Origin of the sequence: Halorarius halobius (assembly GCF_024298865.1) — an archaeon.
GTDB classification, from domain to species: Archaea; Halobacteriota; Halobacteria; order Halobacteriales; family Haloarculaceae; genus Halorarius; species Halorarius halobius.
The window spans coordinates 2,685,277-2,708,577 of sequence record NZ_CP101161.1 but is presented as its reverse complement, the minus strand read 5'-3'; the positions used below and the strand labels follow the sequence as shown (position 1 = coordinate 2,708,577).

Sequence of the window (23,301 nt, the reverse complement as noted above, 5' to 3'; positions counted from 1 at the left end):
CGATGAGCGACACAGACCTCGAACTCGAGAGCTACGACACGGTGACGGCCGTCAACGAGAACCAGTGGAACAACCTCGTCGAGCAGTCCGACATCGGGAGCGTGTTCCAGCGCTACGGATGGCTCCGCGCGATAGAGGAGGGTCTGGGCCGCGACGTGCGGCACGTCGTCGTCGCCAAGAAGGGGAACCCCGTGGCGTTGCTCCCGAACATCGTCCGCGAACTGCCGGTGCCGGTCGACGCGCCGCTTCTGGACCGCCTGCCGATGAGACAGCTCGTGTCGACGGCGCCGGGCTACGGCGGCCCCGTCGTCGGGAGCGACGAGCGCACCACGCTGTCGATGCTGTTGGACGCCGTCGCACGCGACGGGCGGGGGACGGTCCAGCACGCACTCCGGACCGGTCGAGCCGGCAGTCTGCGGTACGGGAAGCGGTTGCTCTCGCGCGGCTACCGGCCGGACGTGGTGACCGGTCGGTTCGTCCTCGACCTGACCGACGACTGGGACGGCCTGCTCGGGACGATGAGCCGGTCTCGGCGGCAGGCGATACGCCGGGCGCTCGACGGCGACTACGAGGTGTCGGTCGGGCCGCTCGAGGACGTGGCCGCCTTCTACGACGACTACGCCGCCAACATCGAGCGCGTCGGCGGCGACCCGTTCCCGCGCCGGTTCCTCACCGCGCTGTCGGACCATCTCGCCGACCGCCTGCTCGCGGTCACCGTCACCGTCGACGGGACGGTAGTCGGGCGGTACCTCTATCTCGTGGACGAGGAGCGGTCGACGCTCCACCACTATCTCCCGGGCGTGGGGAGCGAGGAGCATTTCGAGCACGCCCCGTCGGAGCGGCTTCACGCCCACGCCATCCAGTGGGCGCTTGAGGAGGGGTACGACCACTACGACCTCGGCTCGACGAGCGCGGATTTCACGGACAGCCAGTTCCGGTACAAGGAGGGGTACGGCGGGCGGTTCGTCCCTACTATCGAGTGGGAGCGGGGGCGGGCACCGCTCCGGTGGGGGGCCTACCGGCTTGCCCGCGACGTCTACCGACGGTTCGCCTACGAGTAACCACGGAGTACGACCCGCTCCGAGTCGGTAATCTGGAAATAGTAAATCCGTCGCCGGCGCGATAGCCGGCCGATGGGAATCGACATCGAGACGGCCGATGCGGCGAGCATCGGTCCGGACCGGTGGGATCGGCTCGTCGAACGCTCACCACAGGGAACCTTCTTCCACCAGTACGCGGCACTGGAGTTGCAGGCCGACCACGCTGGGGCCGAACTCCACCGGCTCGTCGGGTTGAAGGGTCAGGAGCCGGTCGGGCTGTTCCCGGCGTTCGAACTCCGGAAAGGGCCGATTACCGGCGTGTTCTCCCCACCCCCGCGTCTGTGGGTGCCGACGCTCGGCCCGGCGATGGTCAACGTCGAGAAGCTGTCGCGGCGCAAGCGGGACCGCCGCATCCGGGCGTTCATCGAGGGCTCTCTCGACTGGTTCACCGACCGCATCGGCGCCCAGTACGTCAACGTGAGCACCGACGACCGACTCAGGGACCTCAGACCGTTCAAGTGGACGAACTGCTCCGTCGTCCCGGAGTTCACGTACGTGGTCGACCTGACCCGGACCCCGGACGAGGTGCGGTCGGGGTTCAGCGGCGACGCGCGCAACAACATCCGCAACTGCGAGTCGGCCGGCGACAGCATCGAACTCACGGAAGCCGACGCCGAAGGGGCGGCGCTCATCCTCGAACGCGTCCGCGAGCGGTACGCCGAACAGGGCGTCCCGTTCACCGTCGCCCCGGAGTTCGGCGCTGAGCTGTACCGCGCGCTTCCGGAGGGACAGCTTCGGCCGTACGTCTGTCGGGTCGACGGCGCGTTCGCGGGCGGCATCCTCGCCGTCGAGTACGGCGACACGGTGGGTCGGTGGATGGGCGGCGCCCGGCCCGACGAGTCGGTCGAACTCCCGGTGAACGACCTGCTCGACTGGCACGTCATGTCCGAGGCGATGGACCGGGGGTTCGACGCGTACGACCTCATGGGCGCCGGTGACCCGCGCATCAACGACTACAAATCGAAGTTCGGCCCGGAGCTACGGAGCTACGCCACCGTCGAAGGGGGCACGCGCTGGGGTCGCCTGCTGGTCGACCTCTACCGCAAGCGGGGCGTCGTGACGGGGCTGACGGAGGGGCTCAGTCCAGATATCGTTCCGTCCAAACTGCGAGGGAAGTGACCCCGGCGACCGGCGCGAGCGCGCCGGGGTCGCCGTCGCGCAGGCGGTCGCGCAGGTCGGCCACGCCGTCGGCCTCCAACACGGGTCGTGCGGCCGCGCGGTCCAGCCAGTCGTCGATGGTCTCCCGCACGCGGTCGTCCTCGCGGTACCAGTCGAGCCAGCGGACCGGCCGCCCCGTGACCTGCCACTTCAGGTGCTTGAGGACGTAGGCGGCGTCGTGGAGCGCCAGCGGGCGTTTCGGCGCCACACCCGTCCGCTCGTACGGTATCGACGCGAGGTCGTCGTCGAGCGCGACGATGACGTCGCGCTTCAGCGGCGACATCGCGCGCGGTACTCGTCCGCCAGAGAGGGGAAACGTGTCCTGGCGGAACCGTTCGTGAGGCATCTTCCCGACGTGGTCGAGGAACGCGCGGTCGGTGAACGGGACGCGCATCCCGACCTGGCTCCGGTAGACGCGGTTGCCCCGGAAATGCGAGTTCGAGAGGAACGTCCGGAACCAGGTGTCCTGCACGCGGTTCGCCTGCGTCGACTTCTCGCTGTCGGCGACGGCGTCCGCGATGGACGCCTCGGGGTCCACGTCCGCGTCGACGACCGCGCGCGTCTCCTCGGCCGACAGATGCGGGAAGCTCCGGCTGATAGCCTCCGCGGGCGTGGCGCTGTCCATCATGTTGTGGAGCCAGATGTCCTCGCCGAACAGTTCGCCCTGCGGGGCCGCCTCGAGTATCACGTCGACGGCGTCGTGGAGGCCGTCGAACACGAACCCCGGGTTGTGGACGACGTGCCACGCGACCATGCCGTCGGTCGCGTCGATGGCCTTCCCCAGCGTCTCCGCGGGGTCGCCGGGCCGCATCTCGACCACGCTGTTCTCGACGCCGAGGTGGTCGGCGACCTCGCGGGCCGGCGCGAGGTTCGACCCGTCGCTCGGGTTCGAGTCGTAGGTGATAGTCCGGAACGGGCCGTACGCCTCCCTGAGCACGCCCGCAAGTGCGCGGCTGTCGAGCCCACCCGACAGCCAGACGCCCACCCGACCGTCGAGCGTGTCGGCGGTCCGGTCGACGGCCGTCCGGTAGCGGTCGACCGTGTCGTCGACGTAGCCGTCGACGCTCGCCCGCCCGAGTTCCGGCGACCAGTAGCGACGGACGGACACCTCGCCGTCGTCGTACCGGAGCAACGACCCAGGGGGAAGCGCGCGCACCCCTTCGACCAGCGTCTTCTCCCCGAGCACGTAGCCGAACGACACGAGGTCGCCCGCCGCGGCCTCGTCGAGTTGCGGGTCGGGGAGTCGGTCGGCGACCGCCTTCAGTTCCGAGCCGAACACGATTCCGCCGGGCGTCTCGGCGTAGTAACCGGGCCGCGTCGCCAGCGTGTCGGTCGCCAGCGTCAGCCGCTCGCCCGTGTCGTCGACTGCGGCCGCGAGGAACGGGCCGTCGGCCCGCGGCAGGACCGCTGACGGCCGGTCGACGAGCGCGCGGAACAGCGCCGGCCCCTCCAGCCCGAGCGCCGCGCGGTTGGTGATTGCACCGTGGAGCACGCCGGCGGCGCCGTCGCCGGCGCTGGCGTCCCGGCCTGCGGGGTCCTTCGCCCCGTGGCTCACGAGCGCGACGCCGGCGTCGCCCCGCTCGTATCGCTCGGTGTCGTACCACGGCTCCCTGTCGAGCAGTTCGACCATCGAGGACAGCGAGGAACCGCTCACGGTTCCCCCGACGATTCCGACCATTACGGTGCCCCGCTTGGGTGATGGCGGGCTTTGTTAGGTGCCGCCTGCCCGCTCGACCCGGGCGGGTCAGGCGCCGTCCGTCGACGACGTCGGTCGGGGCGTCCCTATCCGCGTGTCGGTCGTGTCGATGGTCGCGTTCTCGAGCACGATAGCCTCCCCCGGCACATCGATGACGCTGTTCGTGATGCGGTTGCCGGTCGACTGTTCGAGATGGATGCCGTTGCGCCGGCGGCCGGACTGCTGTATCGAGACGTCCCTGAACAGACAGCCGTTCCGGCTGTTGACGCTGACGGCGGCGTTGTCCGCCGCCGAGCCGACGATGTCGACCCCCCGGCAGGTGAGCGCCGGCCGGGAGGCGGCGGTGGTCGCGGTCGGAGCCGGCGGCTTTACCCGGAGCGCCGCGATGCCGTCGGTGTCGATGCGGACCGTCGTGTCCCGGACCGTGGCGGACTCCAGCCACTCCTCGACCACTATCGCACCGTCGCTGTACGTCACGTCGATGAGTTCCACGGTGCAGTTCTCGACGCGGGCCGACGCGCCGTTGCGGAGGCGGATGCCTCGCATGTTCTCGAACCCGTTGTCGCCGGCGTCACACCGGACCCTGACGTTGCGGACGACGCCGCCGTTGCCGACACGGACGCTGGCGATGCCGTTGTTCGCGTAGTAGCCGCCGCGGACGACCAGGGGCCCCTTCGAGGAGGAGGCGTACAGGCCGTTGTTCGGGAACGACTCCATCCGGCAGTCGACAAACTCCAGGGCCCCGTAGCTCTGGTCACCGACGTAACAGCCGACCGCCCGCGAATGGGCGACGCCCCCGTCGGGGAGTCGCAACCGCTCGACGACGCCGCGTCCCGACTCGCTGGTGATGTCGAACCTGGTGGCCGCGAAGTCGACCTCCTGGACGCCACGGACCGTCACGTCCCGGACTTCGAGTCCGTCGTCGATGCGGGCCTCCAGCACGCGCGCGCCGGAGTCGCGGGCCGAGCAGTCGAAGTCGACCCCCTCGAACAGCAGGCCACGCGCGCTGTCCGGTTCGCCGAACGCGAACAGGTAGTTCTTGTACCCCGGCGGGATGGTGACCGTGGCGTCCCGGCCGACGACACCGACGTTCGAGAACTCCCGTACGACCCACGGGTCGGACATCAGATACGTACCCGGCGGGAAGAAGAACAGCGTGTCGTTTCCCCGGTTCGCCTCCAGTACGTCGTTTATCGGCTCGTTGCCGGTCGGGTCTGCGCCCCGCTGGCGCACGTCGACGACCCGGTCGAACCGTTCGGTGTAGGGGTACGGCGTCCCCGTCCCCGTCTCCGTCCCGGTCGCCGTCTCGGTCGTGGTGCCGTCGGTCCGGGACGGCGACCTCTCCGTCGGCGACCCCGTTTCCCGGTCCATGACGTTACATCCGGCGAGCACGCCGATACCGACCGTCGCACTGCGTAGAAACGTTCTCCGTCTCATCACTGGTCTCTCGTCCCCGAACGGGCAAGCTACGCATTTCGTTATAGCGTGGTTTCCCGCCGCATGATGGGTGTCAGCGAGCGGGGCCCCCTCGAGCGACACCGTGTTCGACGACTGGTGAGGCGGCGGTCAGGAACGGAAGGGGCGGGATTCGAACCGCGCGAGGCCTCTCGGCCCCCACCGGGCGACCGGTGGTGCTCTCCCAACTGAGCGACCCTTCCAGGCGACGGTCGGCCCTACCGGCCGGAGCGACGTAGTTATCGTCGCGTTACCGCCGCCGGCCGAGCGTCGCCTGGAGTCGAGCCAGCGTGGCTCAGGCTGACGGTCCGCGGCGTCTCAGCGGCCGAGCGACGGTACGGACGTAATAACAAATGACGGGCGGGCGGTAGCCAGCGGGCACCCGACACGAACCATGTACAACGAACAGACGGTCGCCGTCGTCGTCCCGGCGTACAACGAGGAGCCGTTCATCGGGGAGGTGATATCGACCCTTCCCGGGGTCGTCGACCGTGCGTACGTCGTCGACGACGGTTCGACCGACGGGACGTGGGCGGCGATACAGGTCGCCGCCGCGCGTGCGAACGCCGCCCGCTCGGCCGGGGCACCCGTCGACCCCCCGGACGCGGGCGGAGAGCCACCGCCGGCGACGACCGACGGTGGGAGCGACGACCGAGTCGTCGTCCCCGTCCGCCACGACGAGAATCGCGGGGCCGGGGCCGCCGTCAAGACCGGCTACCGGCACGCGCTCGCCGACGGCGTCGACGTGGTCGCGCTCATCGCCGGCGACGGACAGACCGACCCCGAACTCGTCGAGCGGCTCGTGACACCGGTCGCGGCCGGCCGCGCGGAGTACGCGAAAGGGAACCGCCTCGGGGCGGACGACAGGGAACCGATGCCGTCGGTACGCCTCGTCGGCAACCTCCTGCTGACGGGGCTGACGCGGGTCGCCAGCGGCTACTGGTCGATGACCGACTCCCAGAACGGGTCGACCGCCATCGCACGCGAGGCGCTGGAGCGCATCGACCTCGAGGCCGTCTACGACGGCTACGGCTGGTGTAACGACCTGCTGGTCCGGCTCAACACCCACGACACCCGCATCGTCGACGTCCCCCACCGCGCCGTCTACCAGGAAGAGACCAGCCACATCACGTTGTCGACGTACGTGCCCGCGGTGTCGCTACTGCTTTTGCGGGGGTTCCTTCGGCGTCTCCGACGGAAGTACCTCCGGGGAGCGCCCCATCCGGTCGCGCTCGGCTATCTCGGGGGCGGCGCGCTGACGGTCGGCGGCGCGCTCGCGTGGCTCCGGAACCGAGAAGGGGCCCGACTGTCGGTTCTGGGCCTGCTCTCGTTTGTGGTGGCGATGCTCGCGGACGCCGTCGACAACGCCGACCTCCAGGAGCCGTCGGACCGCGACCAGTAACCGGTCGCTACCGCCGCCGCCCGCCGGTAGGGTCGAGGGTACCCCGCCGCATTACTAAGCCGACGCGTCGTGGTCGTTCCGCCGTGTCCGCAGGACCATCGACGACGCTTCCCGGACGTGACGTGCTCGTGACCGGCGGCGGGGGGTTCATCGGGAGCCACCTCGTCGACGCGCTGGCCGACGACTGCGACGTGCGCGTTCTCGACGACTTCTCGACCGGGAGCCGTGAGAACCTCCCGGAGGGCGTGACGCTCGTCGACGGCGACGTGCGCGACCGCGAAGCCGTCGCGGAGGCGGTCGACGGCGTCGACGCCGTGTTCCATCTCGCGGCCGTCGTGAGCGTCGACCGCTCCGTCGAGGCGCCACTCGAGAGCCACGCCGTCAACGTCGACGGCACGCTCGCGGTGCTGGATTCCGCCCGCCGAGCGGACGCCAGGGTGGTCGCGGTCTCGAGCGCCGCGGTCTACGGCGACCCGAGCGAGGTGCCGACGCCGGAGAGCGCCCCCCTCGAGCCGCTGTCCCCGTACGGCGTCGACAAACTCGCCGTCGACCAGTACGCGCGGCTGTACGCCGACCTGTACGGCCTGCCGGCGGTGGTCGTCCGCCCGTTCAACGTGTACGGGCCGCGGCAGTCCGCCAGCGACTACAGCGGCGTCGTCAGCGTGTTCCTCGAGCGCGCGCTGGCCGGCGACCCCATCCCGGTCCACGGCGACGGCGAACAGACCCGCGACTTCCTCCACGTCAGCGACGCGGTAGACGGCCTGGTAGCGGCCGCCGAGTCCGACGCGACGGGCGAAGCGTTCAACCTCGGCACCGGCCGGCAGGTGAGCGTCAACGACCTCGCCGCCGCCGTCAAGGCCGTGACCGACAGCGACGCGCCGGTCCGCCACACCGACCCGCGCTCCGGCGACGTGCGCCACTCCTGTGCGGACGTCGGGAAGGCGCACCGCACGCTGGGGTTCGAGCCCTCGGTGCGGCTCCGGGAGGGTCTGGCGACGCTGGTATAGTCGCCTTACCGGCCGACACGAACCTCGAGCGACGCCGCGCCCACCGACGGGGGGACCGACGCCCCAAAGGAGTCTATAACTATTCTTCATTCCCTCGTCGCCATCGGGTGCAATGTACGAGATTCGCTGTGGTGCGTGTGGCAAAATCGGGTTCCACCCCTCGCGGGCGGGCGCCGAGTCGCGGGCCGAATCACACACCGACAACACGGGACACGACTGCTCCGTGCTGGTGATGGAAAGCTACTGAGCGCGGGCGTCGTTCCGTCCCCGCGTCCCCGTCCGGTACACACGAACGGCCGTGTACGCGACCCACGCGTTGAACAGGAGCGCGCCGACGAACTCCGGGGCTGCGAGGCCGGGAAGCGCGTCGTCCAGCAGGGTCGCCCAGGCGACCCAGACGCCGAGATGGAGGAGTCCGCTGGCGACCGTCGCGGCCGCGCGGCGCCGCGCCCCGACGTAGAAATCACCGACGCCGTACGCGACGGGCGCGGCGATGAACCCGAGGTACCCCGTCGCCGCAAGCGGGAAGTGGTACGGGTGGCCCGCGGGGAAGAGGCCGACGCCAGCGATGGCGACGACGCCGACCACGAGCGGCAGTTGCGCGACGCGGTGGGCCGTCGCCCGCATCGTCGTCCGGAGCGCCGGGAGGAACGCGAGCCCCAAAACGCCGGTCAAAAGGAGTGTACCGTTGAATACCAGCCGCTCCGGGCCGGTGGCGACGCCGAGGTTCGAGAGCGCGTCGGTCCGCCACGCGAACCACGGCGCGAGTCCGACCGCAACGAGGATGCCGGACAGCGAGACGGCGACTGCGGCGAAGCCGGCCATCGCTGAGACGCGACGACGCTCCATCGTGAGGTCGACGTCCGCCGCCACCTACATAAGCACCGGTCAATCGTCGGCGGGCGACACGCGGCGTCGACGCCGCTCGACGAGCGCGTCGTGGAGTTCATCCTCCAGTCGCTCGCGGAGTTCGCTCGCGCGGCCGGCGTCGACGTCGAGCGCGCGGGCGTCCATCCGCCCGAGCCCCGTCGCACCGGCCGTATCGACGACCAGCGTCGCCAGTTCGCGGCGGCGCTGGAACGCCGTCGCCCGTTCGACGAGCGTCTGCACCCGGTAGTACGGCACCACCTTGGTCGAGCGGGTCCAGAACCCCGCGCGAGTGACGACGTGGTCCGCCGCGAGCGCGACGCCGAGGTTGCGCCACTTCAGATGCGCCGCGGGCGGCACCAGAACGAACAGCCCGGCGACCGCCTGCCAGGGGACCGGCAACTGGAAGGGGGCGAACCGCGCGACGGCGTACGCGACACCGACGAGCACTGCGACGCCAAGCGCGTACCGGGCGGCGTACCGCTGTCGCGCCCGCTTGGGCGGCCGCTCGAACGAGAGGTCGCCGAACGGCTCGACCTGTCGGGCCAGCGAGAGCACCCGGTCGCGCTCGGCCAGCGGCACCGCCGACTGGGAGCCCTGCTGTTCGCCGGGGGCGTAGCCGGCCGTCTCGACTTCGAGCGAGGCGTAGCCGAGCCGTCGGGCGATGACGCTCTCCGTAATCGTCACCGACTGCACCTTGTCGAGCGGGATGGTCCCGGTGTACTGCTGGAGTAGCCCCCGTTCGTATCTGAGTTCGTCCTCGCTCCGCCACAGCCGGAACCCGTAGTAGGCGGTGACCGCGCTCACGGAGGAGACGGCCAGCGAGACGGCCACCAGCCCCGCCAGAAGCACCGGCGCGACCGTGAGAAGGGAGGCGAGCGGGAACTCCGGGGAGACCGACGGCACGAACAGCGGGACGACGGCGACGGCGAACGACAGGAGCCGGAGGTCCACCTTCACCACGCCCAGCAGTGCCAGTTCGGTCGGCGTGATGGCGTACAGCTGTTCGGCCGTCTCCGCGGCGTCCTCCTCGGCGGTGTCGCCCCGCTTCCGGCGACCGATTTCGCGCTGGAGCCGTGAGGCCTCCTCGTCGTCGACGTAGCGGAGTCGGGCTTCGGTCTCACCGCCGCCGGCCGTCTCCACCCGGACCTCGGTCAGCCCGAGCGCGCGCTGGACGGGGTTGCGCGAGAGGTCGACGTTCTGGACGCGCCGATACGGTATCTCCCGGGTGCGGACCGACAGCACGCCCGAACGGATGTCGAGCGTGTCCTCGGTGAGTTCGTAATCGAACCGCGCGACGTAGGCGTACTGGTACGCCAGGGTGACGACGAGACCGACGCCGATGACGACGAGCGCCACCTGGAGACCGAACGCTTGCTGGGAGCCGAACGTGGCGAACACGAGTATCCACGCCAGCCGTGTCAGCGAGTCGACCGCGCGGTACGGCACCGACAGCAGGTCCAGTTTCATACCGCGTCTTCACCCTCCGCGGCGATGGCGAGCCGCTTCAGCCGGCGCTGGAGGTCGTCAGCTCGGTCGGGCGTCAGCCCCGGGATGGTCACGTCAGCGCCCCGCGAGCCGGCCGTGTAGACCACGACCGACGCGAGCCCCAGCGCCCGCTCGACGGGGCCCCGCGAGACGTCGACGTGCTGGATGCGAACGTACGGGACGACGGTCCGGACGTGAGCGTACACGCCCCGGTCGAGGGAAAGCGAGTCGTCGCGCACCTCGTAGCGCCACCGCCGGTAGCGGGCGACGACGAGCGCGAGCCCCACCGCCCACAGGACCGCGAACGTCACCACCCCCGGCCACAGCAGGTCGGCGAGCGCGAACGCGGCGACGCCGACGACGGCCCCGAGCACCAGCGCGGCCAGCGTGGCTCTTCCCGCCCACAGATACCTGACCTTGCCGTTCAACCGACGCTCCGGGCCGGTAAGCTCCCCGACCGGCGGCCCCTCCTCGGCCGCCTCGTGGCCCCCGTTGTCGCCGGCGTCGGCGCTCTCCTCCACCCGGCGAACGGCGCTGACCACCTCGTCGTCGCTCATTACCGGCATCTGAACGGCCGGCTACTAATCAAACACGGTGGAGGCGGCCGGCGCGCACGTCGAGCCGCGGCGCGTAGTGACACAGTGGCTCGCCGTCCGGATGGTCGAACCCGTTGGCCGCGAACAGGCCGTTCTCGCGTATCTCCGCGGTCGCGGGCGCCAGCGACCACGGCGCGTGGCCGATGTCGCCGTAGTAGCGCCGCCCGGCGTCGTTCTCGGTGTAGAAGCGGTAGCGTTCGGTCAGGAAGAACGCGCGGGTGCCCGGTTCGGGCTCGAACCGGTCGCCGGCCGGACCGTACGTGGCCTCGAAGTCGGCCGCAGGCAGGTCCTCGTCGACGCGACTGGAGCGGAACGACACCCGACGGCCCCGACGCTCGATGTCCATCGCCGCGCGGTAGTACGGTAGCCGGAACAGTCGCCGGGCGACTGCGACGCCGAACCGGTCGCTGGCGTCGAGGTTGTAGAAGTAGACGCCCGGGGCGCCGTCGTCGTCGCGCACGTACGTCCGGAGATTGAGTTCGCCGAACGAGAGTCCGACCGGAACGCCGCGGGGCCGGATGTCCTCCATGCGGAAGCCGACGACGCCGAGCCACGCCCGGTCGTCGAACGTGTCGACGGTCAGCCCCTCGGGGAGCGTCTCGGCGACGACCGCCGGGGGGACGTCCCAGTGGGCAAAGAGGACGTCGCGCCATGTCATCTCCAGCAGGGCCGGCTCCGAGAGCGTGTGTCCCGCGGTGGCCTCGGCCATGCCGGAACTACGTCCGGAGCCGACTTCGGGGTGTCGCTCGCAGAAGCGGTCTCAGCGGAGTGTGTCGGGCAGGGTCTCGCGGACGGCCTCGCGGGTCGCGTCGTCCGCGGCGAACACGCCCAGCGGCCCGGTCTCGTAGACGGCCGCGCCGGCCTCGCGTGCCAGAAGCGACCCGGCCGGCTGTTCCCACACGTCGGGGTGGAACGTGACGACGGCCTCGATGGCTCCGCGGGCGAGCAGACCCCAGTCGACGCAGGGCGCCCACGACTCCAGCACGCGCTTCGTCCCGCCGTCGAGTGCCGCACGGATGTCGTCGAGCGCCTCGGCGTGGTCGGCGAGCGCCCCGTAGCCCGGGACGAGCGCGACGGTGGCTTGGGCGAGTGGCAGGTGCGTCCCCGTCGAGATGGGGTCGCCGTTCACGGTCGCACCCTCGCCGCGGGCGGCGGCGTAGGTGTCGCCGGGGAGCGGTTCGTGAACCACTGCCAGCAGGGGGCCGCCGTCGTCGCGGACGCAGACGGCGTGCGCGAACGTCGGGACGCCGGCGGCGACGTTGTTCGTGCCGTCGAGCGGGTCGACGACCCACTCGCGGGCGGCGTCACCGCCGACGCGCCCGCGCTCCTCGGCCAGCACCGCGTCGTCGGGGAACGCCTCGCGAATCGTCGAGACGATGCGCCGTTCGCAGTCGGCGTCGAGCGCCGTCGTCACGTCGCCCTCGCGGTAGTCGCCGTCGGGGCGGCCGTCGCGGAAGGCGTCGAGGGAGCGGCGGCCGGCCAGTTCGCAGGCGCGGACGGCCGTCGCCTCCAGCGGGGAGATGGCGTCGCTCACGGCAACTGCGTGGCGGACGCCCGACAAATCGCTGTCGATGCACACCTCACTCGGTGAGCGACTGTTCGATGGCCGCGACCAGCGGCTCCGCCGCGTCGCCACGCTCGATGGCGATGAACAGGCCGGTGTTGTCGTCGAGGTACAGCCGGACGATGGTCACCACGTCGAGCGCGGTCACCTTGTAGCGGACCCGCTCCGCGGCGTCGAACAGGTCCACGGTGAACAGGTCCGTCTCCATGAAGTCGATGTTGACGTAGCCGTGGATGCGCTCGAAGTGCGCCGCCATCTCGTCGTCGGACTCGTACAGCCCACGGGTGGCCTCGGAGACGTACAGCGGGTTGAACTCGTCCTTGTCGAACTCGACGAGGCTGTGGACCGTCGCCTCCGTGTTGAGCGCCGCCTCGAGCGCGGCGTCGGCGTCGATATCGACGATTTCCGGGGGAGCGGCCTGCGACATCGGCCGTGGTTCGGGGAGTGCCGTCGTAATAGTTGCGACGAGTTCGGGCCCCGACCCACCTTTTTGTCCCGCGGGCCGCAACCCTCGGGCATGGAGTTCCGCGTCGTACAGGGCGACATCGCCGCAGAGTCCGCGGACGCGCTCGTCAACGCCGCCGGGACGAGCCTCCGGATGGGGTCGGGCGTGGCCGGCGCGCTCCGGCGCGCGGCCGGCGACGGACTGAACGAGGCCGCCATGGAGCAGGGCCCCGTCGAGTTAGGGAAGGTGGCGGTGACCGACGCCTTCGCGCTGGACGCCGACTACGTGGTCCACGCCGCCGCGATGCCCCACTACGGCGACGGGCAGGCGACCGAGGCGTCCATCCGAGCGGCGACCCGCAACGCCCTGCAGGCCGCCGACGACCGCGGCTGTAGTTCGCTCGTGATGCCGGCACTCGGCTGTGGCGTCGCGGGGTTCGACCTCGCGGCGGGCACACGCCTCATCGCCGCCGAGATACGGGCGTTCGAGCCGTCCAACTTGGCTGACGTGCGGTTCATCGCGTACGACGACGCCGAGTACGAGACCGTGCGCCGGGCCGTCGCGTCGGACTGACGAGCGCGAACGGGCGGGTTTTAAGCCGCGACCGTCGCTGTCGGCCACCATGGTACAGCGTCGGCCGGTGCGGTATCTCGCGGGTGGCGTCGGGCTGTTCCTCGCCGTCGGCGTCGGAGTCGGACTGGCACAGAACTTCACGCTCGCGTTCCTCATCGAACAGCTCGTCGAGCCCGGCACCAACCCCCTCGACAGCACCGTCGTCGGACTGGTGCTCATCGTCGACATCGTGACGCCGTTCGCGCTCGGGCCGCTGGTAGCCGGCGGCACCGGGGTCGTCACCGGCGCGGCCTACGACGACCGCCCGGGCGGTGCCGCCCTGCTCGCTGGAGTCGCGTCCGCGGTCGGTTTCATCGCCATGGCGTTCACGGCCCTGCTGTTGACGTTCATGGTCATCGGCCAGTACTCCTCGGGCGGTGGCGGCGGCGGTGGCGGCCCGTTCTCGCCGTCGGCCATCGTCCCCGTCGTGTTCCAGTCGGCCGCGCCGATGGCCGTCGTCGGCGGTGCCGCCGCCTACATCCGCGCCCGCCTGGAGTAGTCGACGACCGCTCCGGGCCGACGCTCACCAGACGCTCGGGTCGTACTCGAACCGGAGGCCGTCGGCGGCCGTCGGCGGGATGCCGACGGCGGCGAACCGCTCGCGGACCGCCGCGCGCAACTCGGCGTCGGACCGCTCCATCCCCGCGGGCCCGTGGACGGTGACGCCGACGCCGCCGTTCCGGTCGACGTTGAGCACGTACGAGAGTCGCCCGTCGCGGTCGGTCACCTCGGCGCGCGCGACGACGAAATGGAGTTCGCCGGTCGCCCGGCCGTCGCTGGCGTAGTGTAACTCGGTCCAGCCCTGTCCGGGCATGCCGGTGGTGACTGTCCGCTCGTGGCCCTCGAAGGCGGCGTACACCGCCGAGAACCGGAGCCGCTCGGCGGCGTACGTCCGCGGAATCGGTGCGTCGTCGGTGACGGCCCCGCGCATCTCGTCGACGTACCGCTGGGCAGTCGGAGAGTCGACGCCGAGGGTCAACTGGACCCTGTCGAGAAGCCACGCATCCGGGAGCGCGTCGGGGTCGACGGGCCCGAACTCGGGGCCGAAGACGACGAGTTCGGTCCGGCCCTCGCCGGCGAACACGTTGGCCTCGAATCGCCAGCCATCGGGGTGGTAGAACACGGTCCGGACCACCTCGTAGTCGGCGCCGAGTTCGGCGTCCAGGTCGGGGGTCCCGTCGGGGTGGAACCCGGAGGAGCCGACGCGTTCGACGTCGTAGCCCGCGGCGGTGGCGTTCGCCACCACCGCGTCGTAGTCGAACGCCGCCGTCGTGTTCGCGGTGTACGCCGACCGGTCGGCGGAGACGAGGACGACCGCGAAGACGGCGTACGCGGCGGCGACGACGACGGCGAGCGCCACGAGGACGACGGCAACCGTCCGGAGAAGATTCATGCCAGCGATACGACAGCCGCGGAGATATAGCCGACGGGCGGGTCCCACCGGACGGGACGGGCGTTATCGTGCGATTTCCGACAGCAGGCGCGCCTCGATCTTGCGGAGGTGTTCGCCGACGGTCGTCGTGGAGATGTCGACCCGCTCGGCGATGTCCTCGTGGGTGGCGTTGCGGGGCACCTTGTAGTAGCCGACCTCGACGGCGGCGTCGAGTATCTCCCGCTGGCGCTCGGTGAGAAGCGAGGAGAGTTCGCGGAGTTCGGGGTCGTAGTCCGACAGCTGTTCGAGTTCGAGCCGCACGTTGTCGGGGACGTGCTCGATTGCGTTCTGGACCACGTCGTCCTGCCCGATGACGGAGACGCGGATGGAGCCGTCGGGGTTGTACTCGATGGGCGTGTCGAGGACGAGTTCGTGCTCGCGGGTCAGCTCCATCAGCGCGTGGGTCGTCGCGTTCGGGACGAAATGGATGTACGCCTGGAGTTCCTCCCCGGCCTCGCTGACGTCGTAGCGCATGATGTCGTCCGTGCCGCCGAGTATCTCCTCCAGGCTCGCCCGGTCGCCGCGTAACCGCGACAGAGTCACCGCAGTCCCGTCGTTCAGCAGGTTGAGATGCTGGATGGACTCCCGAGTCACGTCGGGATGCTCCGCGAGGTCGTCGGCCGCGGGATGCAGGTCCCCGTCCTCCGGCGAGAGGAACACCTTGACGTACCGCATCGTCGGCCTTTCGGAGCGGGGGGTCTTGTCACCATCGCTTATACTGACCGCTGATTGACGGCAACAGGCGTTTTCCGAACGGGGGCGTTGTCACGCGTACCCGACAGGATGGACCGGACCGCCGCCGCGCTCGTCGTCTGTCTCGCGCTCGCGCTTGTCGCCGTACCGCCCGCGAGCGCCGAGCACGGCTCCCCCTCGAACTTCACGATCATCCCCTACGACCACCAGCCGGGCATCGGCGACGCGACGTACGAACAGCACGCGACGGCCCCCGTCAGCATCGAGTATCTCGACTACATCGGTGCGACCTGGAAGGAGGGCGGGTTCACCGGCTGTGCGGCCACGAACATCGACACGTTCGGCATCGACCGCGACAACGACCAGCCCGGCACGGCGACCGACGAGGGACTGGCTCAGTACGTGGAGTCATCGGAGGTGGGCGAAGACGAGTTCGTCGCCAACTTCTACGAGAAGGACGCCGCGTTCGGTACGTCGACCAACCTCGCGGCCGGCGACGAGTTCGTCTCCGTGACCGAGAACTGCTTCGACAACCCCGGCGACCCGGGCTGGTACCAGATACAGTCGAGCATCGGCGGAACCGCGCCGAACGGCACCTACATCGAGGCGACGGACGTCTCCCACTACTTCTACGTCTGTGACTGCGCCGGCGAGCAGGCGGCCCGCCAACAGCTCGGCCCCCCACCGTCGGAGCCGACCCCCACGCCGTCGCCGACGGCGACGGCCGATCCGACGCCGACCCGGACGCCGCCGGAAGGCACCCCGTTCCCCTCGCCCACGCCGACGGCGACCCCGAAGCAGGCGACGGCGACCCCCGGACCGGCGACAGACGCGGGCGGGGGCGGGTCGGGGAGCGACGCCGTCAGTACCAGCGGCGAGGCCGGCACACCATCGGCGACGGGGACGCCGACCGCGACGCCGCCCGACTGGGACGAGTACGTCCGGGAGACGCCGACCGTCGGCTCCGGCCCCGGCTTCGGCGGCGTCGCGGCGCTCGTCGCGCTCGCCGCGGCCGCGATGCTCGCGCTCCGGCGTCGCTGACCGCTACGAGTGGCCGGACACCGGCACCGGTTCGTACGGCTCCGCCAGCCACTCCTGGTCGGACTCCGAGAGGTCGATGTCGAGCGCCTCGACCGCGTCTTCGAGATGCTCGACCTTCGAGGCGCCGACGATGGGTGCCGTGACCGCGTCCTGGTGGAGTACCCACGACAGGGCGACCTGGGCCATCTTCACGTCCTTCTGGTCGGCGAGTTCCTCGACGCGCTCGTTTATCTCCCGGCCGCCGTTGTCGGCGTACGGGTGCGCCTCCGCGTAGTCGTCGGTCTCGGCCCGCTCGGTCGAGAAGTACGCCTCGTGGGGCCGCGCGAGGAAGCCGCGAGCCAGCGGTGACCACGGCAGGACCGCGACGTCCTCCTGTCGACAGTAGGGGTGCATCTCGCGTTCCTCCTCGCGGTACGCCAGGCTGTAGTGGTCCTGCATGGAGACGAACCGGTCGTACCCCTCCCTGTCGGCGGTGTGCTGGGCGGTGGCGAACTGGTAGGCCCACATCGACGAGGCGCCGTAGTGGCGAATCTTCCCCCGGCGGACGGCGTCGTCGAGCGCCGCGAGCGTCGTCTCGACGGGCGTGTCGTCGTCCCATCGGTGGGTCTGATAGAGGTCGACCGTCTCCATCCCCAGCCGGTCGAGCGAGGCGTCGAGTTCCTGCTCGATGGTCTTCCGCGAGAGGCCACCCGAGTTGGGGTCCGAGTCGCGCATCTCGAAGAACACCTTCGTCGCCACCACCTGCGCGTCGCGGTCGTAGCCGTCGAGGGCGTCGCCGAGCACCCGCTCACTCTCGCCGCGCGAGTACATGTTCGCGGTGTCGAAGAAGTTGATGCCCAGGTCGATGGCCCGCTCGACGAGGTCGTGCCCGAACTCCTCGCCTCGAACCCAGTCGCGCCAGTCAGGACTGCCGAAACTCATACAGCCGAGACAGATGCGTGACACCTCGATGCCGGTCGAGCCGAGCGTCGTGTACTCCATACGGTCGCGACAGCGGGCAGGGAGAAAAGCGTGCCTGCAGCGGAACTCACAGCCGCTCGGCGTCCAGTCGCGTCGCGTACCACCGGACGGCCGCGGCGACGGCGACCCCCGCGGCGAGATACACCACGACCGAGAGATGCGTCGCCGTCGTCGCGCTCCCGATAGCGAGGCGGGCTACGGTCGTGGCGGGATGGGCAGGCAGCAGCGCCGCGACGGCGAAGACGGCGAGCGTCCCCAGCGAGTAGAGCAACTGAGCGCGCTGGCGGCTCGGCACCAGCAGGCCCAGGAGGACGCCCCCGGCCACGAGAATGAGGGCGAATCCGGTGGTCATGGCGACCAGCGAGCCGACGTTCGCCACCTCGATACCGTTGACCGACAGCAGTCCCAACCACAGCGCCGCCTGGGCCGGAGCCAGTGCGACCATCGCCGCTCCCTTTCCGTCGATGATATCCCTGAGTGAGAGGGGTGCGACCCGGAGCAGTTCGAGCGTCCCGCGCTCCATCTCCTCGGTGACGCTGTCGACGGCAGTCGAGCCCGCGATGAAGGTCGGGAGGAACAGGAGCAACGGTACCAGAACGGTGTACGAGAAGCCGAAGTAGGGGCTGGCGGACACCTGCGGCGGGAGGGGGGCGAGGTCGTGGGTCAGATGCTCCGCACGCTCCTGTCGCTCGGCGCGTTCGAACGCCTCGAGCGTCGCGCGCATCCGGACGACGACGAGGGTCTTGCGCAGGCTCGCGTCGGGGACCGTCACGTCGACGCCGATTCGGTGGTCGTCGTGGGTCGCCACCGCCACGGCGTCGAGGCGGCCCCGCTGGAACGCGTCGACGGCCTCGCTCCGGTCGTCGTACATCTGGGCGTCGACGCCGTCGCGGCCGGCCATCGCCGCCGCGAGTTCCCCGGCGGCGTCGCCGGTGACGCCGACTTCGACCTCGCCGCCCCCTGTCGCGCCGGGGTCGTACAGCGTCGTCAGCCCGACGACCAGGAACGACGAGAACGCCGCGACGAACAGCTGGATGAGTAGCGCGAGGACGATGGTCTTCTCTCGCGACAGCGACCCGAGTTCGCGGCGCGCGATGGTCAGTCTACGCGACAAGGCGCAACACCCCGACGTTGTAGGCCAGATGGACCATCACGGCCGTCGACAGCCCGAGAATCCAGCCACCGGTGCCCTCGGTCGCGCCCAGCGACGACAGCGCCGCGGTGACGGTGTGGAGCACGAGCGGCGCGACGAGCAGGCCGCCGGCGACGAGCGGCGAGGCGGTCGCGCCCGTCTGGAACGCGGCGCTCCCCGCTTGCAGTTGCGGCAGGCCCACGAGTTGGACGATGAGCGTCAACTTCTCGCCGAGGAAGAAGCCGACGCCCGAGAAGGCGCCGGCCACGAGCGCGGCCCGCGGCGTTCGGTCGAACCGGGCGTGTTCGAACCCCGCGAGCACGGGAACGCTCTTGGCGAGTTCCTCGATGACGGCCACCGACGCCAGCACCAGCGGGATGGAGACGGCGACGGGGAGCGCGAACAGCGTCGCCACGACCAGAAGTTCCGCGACGAACACGAACGGGATGAGCAGGGCCGTCACGACGACGAGACTGCGCGCCGAGCGGATGCGGCCGGCCAGCGCGTCGAGCAGTTTCAGCGGGACGCGCCGTTGGGTGAACATGTCCTCCTCGCGATAGAGCCCGGCCCCGAGCCCGTAGAGCACGCCCGCGGTGAGCGTCGGCGGCGCCACGGCGAAGGCGGCGTCGCCGAGCGGCACCGCGGTGCCGGCGAGGTCCCGCACGACCAGCGTGAGCGGCGAGATGAGCGCCACGCCCTGCACCTCCGTGAAGACGGCCGGGATGAACGCGTACGACGTGAGGCTCACCGAGATAGCGACGGTGAGGAAGGTGAGTTCCTTGAACGAGCGGGCGAACATCGCCGCGACGAACGTCGCCGCCAGAAACAGGAGCGCGAGGGGAACGACCCCCGCGACGGCGAGCGGCCCGCCGCCGACGGCGACGGCGATGACGGTGGCGGCACCGACGGCCGCCCCGAAGTACGGGAGCGTCTTGCCCGCGATGATGTCGCCGCGGGACAGCGGCGCGACCAGCAGGAGTTCGCCGCGGCGGTTCAGTCGCTCCTTCAGCATCGTCGACCCGTATGCCTGCACGACGAAGTTCAGCGGGAGCACGAACAGGAACGCCAGGAGCAACGACTGGAGCGGGAACGGCGGCGAGAGCTGTGAGGGTGCGCCCGACGACTGACCCGTCCCCAGAATGTCGCCGGAGACGGACGGGAGCCCGCCACCCGACTGGCCCCCGTCACCACCGGCCGTCCCATCGCGTCCGCCCGTGCCGTCTCCACCACCGTCGGTCCCACCCCCGGAGCCGCCGCCACCGGCGTCACCACCACCACCGGCTCCTCTGCCGCCGGGCGCGACCAGTCCGGCGGCGTCCCGGTCGGCGTACTCGATGGTCACCGGGTAGACGGGGAAGGCGGCGGACTCGTTCGGTTCCTCGCGCATGCGACGGTCGTTGTACCGCTCGACTGCGGCACGGAGTTCGGCGACGGCCGCCCGCCCCTTGTCGGTGGGGCGGGCCCGGACCACCCCTCCGACTATCAGCACGTCGAGGTCACCGGCACGGAACGCCTCGCGGGAGGGGTCCGCGACGGCGAAGGTGGCGTCGGCGGCCGCCGGCCCGTACAGCGGGCTGTCCGGCGAGACGCCCACCCGGTAGATGCCGTCGTCGACCGCGACGCCGCCGCCCGCGAGCGTCGGCGCCAGCGCCGCCAGTAGCAGTACGACCCCGACCGTCGCGAGTGCCGTCTTGCGGTCCACCCCGCCCGCGCCCTTCGTCACCTCCCAACGGGCGACCCGCAGAACCTTCCGGGGGTTCACGCGCCGGTCCGTCCCTCCGCGATGTCGAGGAACACCCGTTCGAGGTTCGGCTCCGTGGTGCGGATGTCGGCGACCTCGCCGCCGGCGGCGGCGGCCCGCTCGCGGACCCGGTCGACCGCGTCCATCGAGTCGACGACGAGTTCGTGGCCCCGGTCGGTTGGCTCGCTCCCGTCGACGGGGACCGTCGTGTAGACGCGGTACTCCGTGCGGCCGTACTGCTCGCGGAGGGATTCGACGGTGCCCTTCGCCACCATCTCGCCGCGGTTCATGATGGCGATGCGGTCGCAGACTTCCTCGACGTGATACAGGTTGTGTGCCGAGAACACGACCGTCTTGCCGGCGTCGGCGAGTTCGCGGGTGAAGTCGATGATGTAGTTGGTGGTGAGCGGGTCCAGTCCCGACGCCGGTTCGTCGTACACGAGCACGTCCGGGTCGTTGACGAGCGAGCGGGCGATGGCGACCTTCCGTTTCATCCCCTTGGAGGTGTCGCCGAGCGGCCGCTCGCGGTGGTCGAGTTCGAGACGGTCGAGGGTGTCGCCGATGCGCTCGTCGGCCACGTCCCGCGGCACGTCGTAGAGGTCCGCGAAGAACCGGAGGTACGACAGCGGCGCCATCTCCTCGTACAGCGGCGACTCCTCGGGGAGGAAGCCGAGCCGTCGGCGCATCTCGGTGTCGCCGGGTTCGTGGCCGGCCACCTCGACGGTGCCGCTGGTCGGCTCCAGCAGACCGGCCAGCGTCTTCAGCGTCGTCGTCTTCCCCGCCCCGTTCGGGCCGACGACGCCGAACACCTCGCCCGCATCGACCGAGAACGTCGACCCCTCGACGGCGACGAACTCGCCGTACTCCTTGCGGAGGTCCCGAACGTCTATCACGAGGGTCGAGTGGAACCGGAGCCCCAAAAGGGTGAGCGCCAGTCGTATCTTCGAGCCGTCCCTACGCCCGGTGTGCGACTCGCGCGAACGCCGGACGGCCGGCGGTGGGAGGTGGACCGAGAGATAGCCGCGCCGCCGGAACGGGTCTGGGCGCTGTTGTGTGACACGGAGGCCTGGCCCGACTGGGGGCCGTCGGTCACCGGAGTCGACGCCCCGAGCCGGTTCATCGAGGCGGGGATGGAGGGTCGCGTCCGGACGCTCGGCGGGGTCTGGGTGCCGTTCCACGTCACGGCCTGCGAGAACTACCGGTGGACGTGGGACGTGGCCCGCGTGCCGGCGACGGGCCACCGGGTCGAGGAGACAGACGGCGGCTGTCGGGCCGTCTTCGAGGTGCCGGTGCTCGCCGCCGGCTACCTGCCGGTCTGTGAGCGGGCGCTCCGGCGACTGGACGCGCTGGCGACGCGCTAGCGGGTGGCGATGCGGACCCGGTCTACCTCGTAGAGGTCCTCACCGATGCCGTCGCCGTCACAGCCGTCCGTCGGGCAGGTGTAGTGCCAGCCGTCGCGCGTGGCGGTTCGCTCCGGGAACCGCTCGCCGCACTGCTCGCAGAACAGCATGTCGGCCCCGCAGTTGTCCTTGTGGAGCTCCAGTCGGAGTTCGGAACCGAACGTCCGATTGCAGTCCCGGCACGTATGGGTCATAGTCGAGGGTCTCACGCCCTGCACCTTCAAATACACCCTTTCCATGTCCGGGTGGTAAGTAGACGAGCGGCGGACAGCTAGCAGACACAGGACAGCCGAGCGTCCGACGCTCGCGCGGTCAGTCCGGGCGTTCGAGCGCGAACCGGTCGCGGGTGTATGCGTACTCCGACCCGGCGAGGCGGCCGACGGCGTCGAGTTTCGTCGTATCGAGTTTCCCGTCGGTCGTCACCTCGTCGTCGACGTGGACGTGCGTCACCTCGCCCAACACGAGCGAGGAGACGCCGATGTCGACGAACTCGTACAGTTCACACTCGAAGGCGACCTTCGCCTCCGCGACGTACGGCGCGTCGACGCTCGTACACTCGGCTTTCGTGACGCCCGCTCGCTCGAACTCGTCGACGGCGTGGCTCGTCGCCGTCTCGTTCATCGACCCGACGAGGTCCGCGGTCACGACGTTGTGCGCGAACGCCTCGGTGTCGACGACGTTCCGTGGCGTGTCCTTCAGACCGTCGTCGGCGTCGACGGGCGCGAACAACAGCACCGGCGGGTCGACGCTGGCGACGTTGAAAAACGAGTACGGCGCGAGGTTGTCCTCGCCCTCTGCCGACCGGGTGGAAATCCAGCCGATAGGGCGGGGGACGACGGCGCCCGAGAGCGTCCGATACAGCGACCCCGCCTGCTCGCTCGGGTCTATCTCCACAGGTTGCCTCCACGTCGTGTAGTCATGGTCGGGAGAACGGTCGGAGCGACTTAGAAGGCGCCGATTCCGAGGGCGTAGGGCCACGCGACGCCGCCGAGCGCGAGGAAGCCGAGCGCCGCGCCCGCGCCGAACGCGTTCTTGAGGAACGCCGTCATCTCGTTCTGCTGTTCCTCGGGGTCGTCGACGCTCCAGAAGTCGTGCATCGTCACTGCGGAGACGAGCAGGAACACGGCCAGCGCGCCGGCCGCGAGCACCTGGAACGCGCCGACGACGAGGCCGAGACCGCCCAACACGAGCAGGCCGCCGGAGAACGCCACCGAGAGGCGGGGGGCGGGCAGACCCTTGAACTCGGCGTAGCCGGTCATCTCGTCGAGGTTCGTGAAGTGGTTCAGGCCCATGAACGCCAGCACGCCCCCGAACAGGACGCGCGCCAGCAGGAACACCTCCGCCGCGCCGGCGGAGCCGAAGGGAGTCGACTGCAGTACGACTGTCGTCAGGTCACTCGGTATCATTGCGTTACCGGGTACGGGACTGTGACTTATATCCGTTCCCGGACATTACGGTAACCGAGTGACACCGGTGTCAGCGGGTGGCGTCGGTCACGATGGGGCGGGAGAA

Annotated in this window: 26 protein-coding genes and 1 tRNA gene; 9 read left to right on the top strand and 18 right to left on the bottom strand. The window is 70.4% G+C overall.

The window, feature by feature from the left end:
- Positions 1–2 precede the first annotated feature (2 nt).
- Together NL112_RS14555 and NL112_RS14550 are read left to right on the top strand one after the other, a co-directional pair.
- Positions 3–1,061: a lipid II:glycine glycyltransferase FemX gene (locus tag NL112_RS14555; protein WP_255149569.1), complete on the top strand. Its 1,059-nt coding sequence runs from the start codon at positions 3–5 to the stop codon at positions 1,059–1,061.
- Positions 1,062–1,133: 72 nt separating this feature from the next.
- A complete protein-coding gene (locus tag NL112_RS14550) occupies positions 1,134–2,219 on the top strand; it encodes a lipid II:glycine glycyltransferase FemX (RefSeq protein WP_255149568.1) in 1,086 nt (361 codons plus the stop codon).
- On the opposite strand, the gene NL112_RS14545 is transcribed toward NL112_RS14550, so the two are convergent.
- The 3 genes from NL112_RS14545 to NL112_RS14535 all read right to left on the bottom strand — a co-directional run bounded on the left by NL112_RS14545 (position 2,179) and on the right by NL112_RS14535 (position 5,612).
- On the bottom strand, positions 2,179–3,936 hold the full coding sequence (locus NL112_RS14545; protein ID WP_255149567.1) for an asparagine synthase-related protein: 1,758 nt from the start codon (positions 3,934–3,936) through the stop codon (positions 2,179–2,181). The two genes, NL112_RS14550 and NL112_RS14545, sit on opposite strands and share 41 nt — an antisense overlap.
- Positions 3,937–4,002: 66 nt before the next feature.
- On the bottom strand, positions 4,003–5,325 hold the full coding sequence (locus NL112_RS14540; protein ID WP_255149566.1) for a hypothetical protein: 1,323 nt from the start codon (positions 5,323–5,325) through the stop codon (positions 4,003–4,005).
- A 202-nt stretch (positions 5,326–5,527) separates the two neighbouring features.
- Positions 5,528–5,612: transfer RNA gene (locus tag NL112_RS14535), tRNA-OTHER, on the bottom strand.
- A gap of 191 nt (positions 5,613–5,803) precedes the next feature.
- On the opposite strand from NL112_RS14535, the gene NL112_RS14530 reads away from it, so the two are divergent.
- The 3 genes from NL112_RS14530 (at position 5,804) to NL112_RS14520 (ending at position 8,065) form a co-directional block, all read left to right on the top strand.
- On the top strand, positions 5,804–6,811 hold the full coding sequence (locus NL112_RS14530) for a glycosyltransferase family 2 protein (RefSeq protein WP_255149565.1): 1,008 nt from the start codon (positions 5,804–5,806) through the stop codon (positions 6,809–6,811).
- Positions 6,812–6,894: 83 nt separating this feature from the next.
- On the top strand, positions 6,895–7,818 hold the full coding sequence (locus tag NL112_RS14525; protein ID WP_255149564.1) for an NAD-dependent epimerase/dehydratase family protein: 924 nt from the start codon (positions 6,895–6,897) through the stop codon (positions 7,816–7,818).
- Between the two features lie 112 nt (positions 7,819–7,930).
- Entirely contained in the window at positions 7,931–8,065 is a 135-nt protein-coding gene (locus NL112_RS14520; RefSeq protein WP_255149563.1) for a hypothetical protein, read from the top strand.
- On the opposite strand, the gene NL112_RS14515 is transcribed toward NL112_RS14520, so the two are convergent.
- From NL112_RS14515 to NL112_RS14490, 6 genes are all read right to left on the bottom strand, one after another.
- Positions 8,059–8,691: a DUF998 domain-containing protein gene (locus tag NL112_RS14515; protein ID WP_255149562.1), complete on the bottom strand. Its 633-nt coding sequence runs from the start codon at positions 8,689–8,691 to the stop codon at positions 8,059–8,061. The genes NL112_RS14520 and NL112_RS14515 overlap by 7 nt on opposite strands.
- Before the next feature lie 15 nt (positions 8,692–8,706).
- Positions 8,707–10,155 (bottom strand): PH domain-containing protein, encoded by a 1,449-nt coding sequence (locus NL112_RS14510; protein ID WP_255149561.1) that lies wholly within the window; start codon positions 10,153–10,155, stop codon positions 8,707–8,709.
- Positions 10,152–10,601 (bottom strand): PH domain-containing protein, encoded by a 450-nt coding sequence (locus tag NL112_RS14505; protein ID WP_350356176.1) that lies wholly within the window; start codon positions 10,599–10,601, stop codon positions 10,152–10,154. The genes NL112_RS14510 and NL112_RS14505 overlap by 4 nt, the downstream gene beginning before the upstream one ends.
- 157 nt (positions 10,602–10,758) lie before the next feature.
- Positions 10,759–11,478: a YqjF family protein gene (locus NL112_RS14500; RefSeq protein WP_255149559.1), complete on the bottom strand. Its 720-nt coding sequence runs from the start codon at positions 11,476–11,478 to the stop codon at positions 10,759–10,761.
- Between the two features lie 51 nt (positions 11,479–11,529).
- Positions 11,530–12,303: an inositol monophosphatase family protein gene (locus tag NL112_RS14495; protein WP_255149558.1), complete on the bottom strand. Its 774-nt coding sequence runs from the start codon at positions 12,301–12,303 to the stop codon at positions 11,530–11,532.
- Positions 12,304–12,349: 46 nt separating this feature from the next.
- Positions 12,350–12,760, bottom strand: coding sequence for a hypothetical protein (locus NL112_RS14490; RefSeq protein WP_255149557.1), 411 nt, complete (start codon positions 12,758–12,760; stop codon positions 12,350–12,352).
- A 90-nt stretch (positions 12,761–12,850) separates the two neighbouring features.
- Between NL112_RS14490 and NL112_RS14485 the strand changes: the two genes are divergently transcribed.
- Both NL112_RS14485 and NL112_RS14480 read left to right on the top strand, forming a co-directional pair.
- Entirely contained in the window at positions 12,851–13,351 is a 501-nt protein-coding gene (locus tag NL112_RS14485; RefSeq protein ID WP_255149556.1) for a macro domain-containing protein, read from the top strand.
- Between the two features lie 49 nt (positions 13,352–13,400).
- Positions 13,401–13,889: a hypothetical protein gene (locus NL112_RS14480; RefSeq protein ID WP_255149555.1), complete on the top strand. Its 489-nt coding sequence runs from the start codon at positions 13,401–13,403 to the stop codon at positions 13,887–13,889.
- A 24-nt stretch (positions 13,890–13,913) separates the two neighbouring features.
- On the opposite strand, the gene NL112_RS14475 is transcribed toward NL112_RS14480, so the two are convergent.
- Together NL112_RS14475 and NL112_RS14470 are read right to left on the bottom strand one after the other, a co-directional pair.
- Positions 13,914–14,783 carry a hypothetical protein gene (locus tag NL112_RS14475; RefSeq protein WP_255149554.1) on the bottom strand — a complete coding sequence of 290 codons (870 nt, stop codon included), beginning with the start codon at positions 14,781–14,783 and terminating at the stop codon, positions 13,914–13,916.
- Positions 14,784–14,846: 63 nt separating this feature from the next.
- Positions 14,847–15,497 carry a helix-turn-helix domain-containing protein gene (locus NL112_RS14470; RefSeq protein WP_255149553.1) on the bottom strand — a complete coding sequence of 217 codons (651 nt, stop codon included), beginning with the start codon at positions 15,495–15,497 and terminating at the stop codon, positions 14,847–14,849.
- 108 nt (positions 15,498–15,605) lie between these two features.
- Here NL112_RS14470 and NL112_RS22845 point away from each other — a divergent pair, with 108 nt between their 5' ends.
- Positions 15,606–16,556, top strand: coding sequence for a PGF-CTERM sorting domain-containing protein (locus NL112_RS22845; protein ID WP_286672165.1), 951 nt, complete (start codon positions 15,606–15,608; stop codon positions 16,554–16,556).
- 3 nt (positions 16,557–16,559) lie between these two features.
- Here the strand turns inward: NL112_RS22845 and NL112_RS14455 are convergent, their stop codons facing one another.
- The 4 genes from NL112_RS14455 to NL112_RS14440 are packed head-to-tail and all read right to left on the bottom strand — an operon-like array spanning position 16,560 to position 21,282.
- A complete protein-coding gene (locus NL112_RS14455; protein ID WP_255149552.1) occupies positions 16,560–17,537 on the bottom strand; it encodes an aldo/keto reductase in 978 nt (325 codons plus the stop codon).
- Positions 17,538–17,583: 46 nt separating this feature from the next.
- On the bottom strand, positions 17,584–18,630 hold the full coding sequence (locus tag NL112_RS14450) for an ABC transporter permease (RefSeq protein ID WP_255149551.1): 1,047 nt from the start codon (positions 18,628–18,630) through the stop codon (positions 17,584–17,586).
- Entirely contained in the window at positions 18,620–20,410 is a 1,791-nt protein-coding gene (locus tag NL112_RS14445; protein ID WP_255149550.1) for an ABC transporter permease family protein, read from the bottom strand. The genes NL112_RS14450 and NL112_RS14445 overlap by 11 nt, the downstream gene beginning before the upstream one ends.
- Entirely contained in the window at positions 20,407–21,282 is an 876-nt protein-coding gene (locus NL112_RS14440) for an ABC transporter ATP-binding protein (protein WP_255149549.1), read from the bottom strand. Before NL112_RS14440 ends, NL112_RS14445 begins: the two co-directional genes overlap by 4 nt.
- A 72-nt stretch (positions 21,283–21,354) precedes the next feature.
- Between NL112_RS14440 and NL112_RS14435 the strand changes: the two genes are divergently transcribed.
- Positions 21,355–21,750 carry an SRPBCC family protein gene (locus NL112_RS14435; RefSeq protein WP_255149548.1) on the top strand — a complete coding sequence of 132 codons (396 nt, stop codon included), beginning with the start codon at positions 21,355–21,357 and terminating at the stop codon, positions 21,748–21,750.
- On the opposite strand, the gene NL112_RS14430 is transcribed toward NL112_RS14435, so the two are convergent.
- The 3 genes from NL112_RS14430 to NL112_RS14420 all read right to left on the bottom strand — a co-directional run bounded on the left by NL112_RS14430 (position 21,747) and on the right by NL112_RS14420 (position 23,195).
- Positions 21,747–21,983 carry a transcriptional regulator gene (locus NL112_RS14430; protein ID WP_255149547.1) on the bottom strand — a complete coding sequence of 79 codons (237 nt, stop codon included), beginning with the start codon at positions 21,981–21,983 and terminating at the stop codon, positions 21,747–21,749. The genes NL112_RS14435 and NL112_RS14430 overlap by 4 nt on opposite strands.
- A 118-nt stretch (positions 21,984–22,101) precedes the next feature.
- Positions 22,102–22,683 (bottom strand): flavin reductase family protein, encoded by a 582-nt coding sequence (locus NL112_RS14425; protein ID WP_255149546.1) that lies wholly within the window; start codon positions 22,681–22,683, stop codon positions 22,102–22,104.
- Positions 22,684–22,733: 50 nt separating this feature from the next.
- Positions 22,734–23,195 carry a DoxX family protein gene (locus NL112_RS14420; RefSeq protein WP_255149545.1) on the bottom strand — a complete coding sequence of 154 codons (462 nt, stop codon included), beginning with the start codon at positions 23,193–23,195 and terminating at the stop codon, positions 22,734–22,736.
- Positions 23,196–23,301 lie beyond the last annotated feature (106 nt).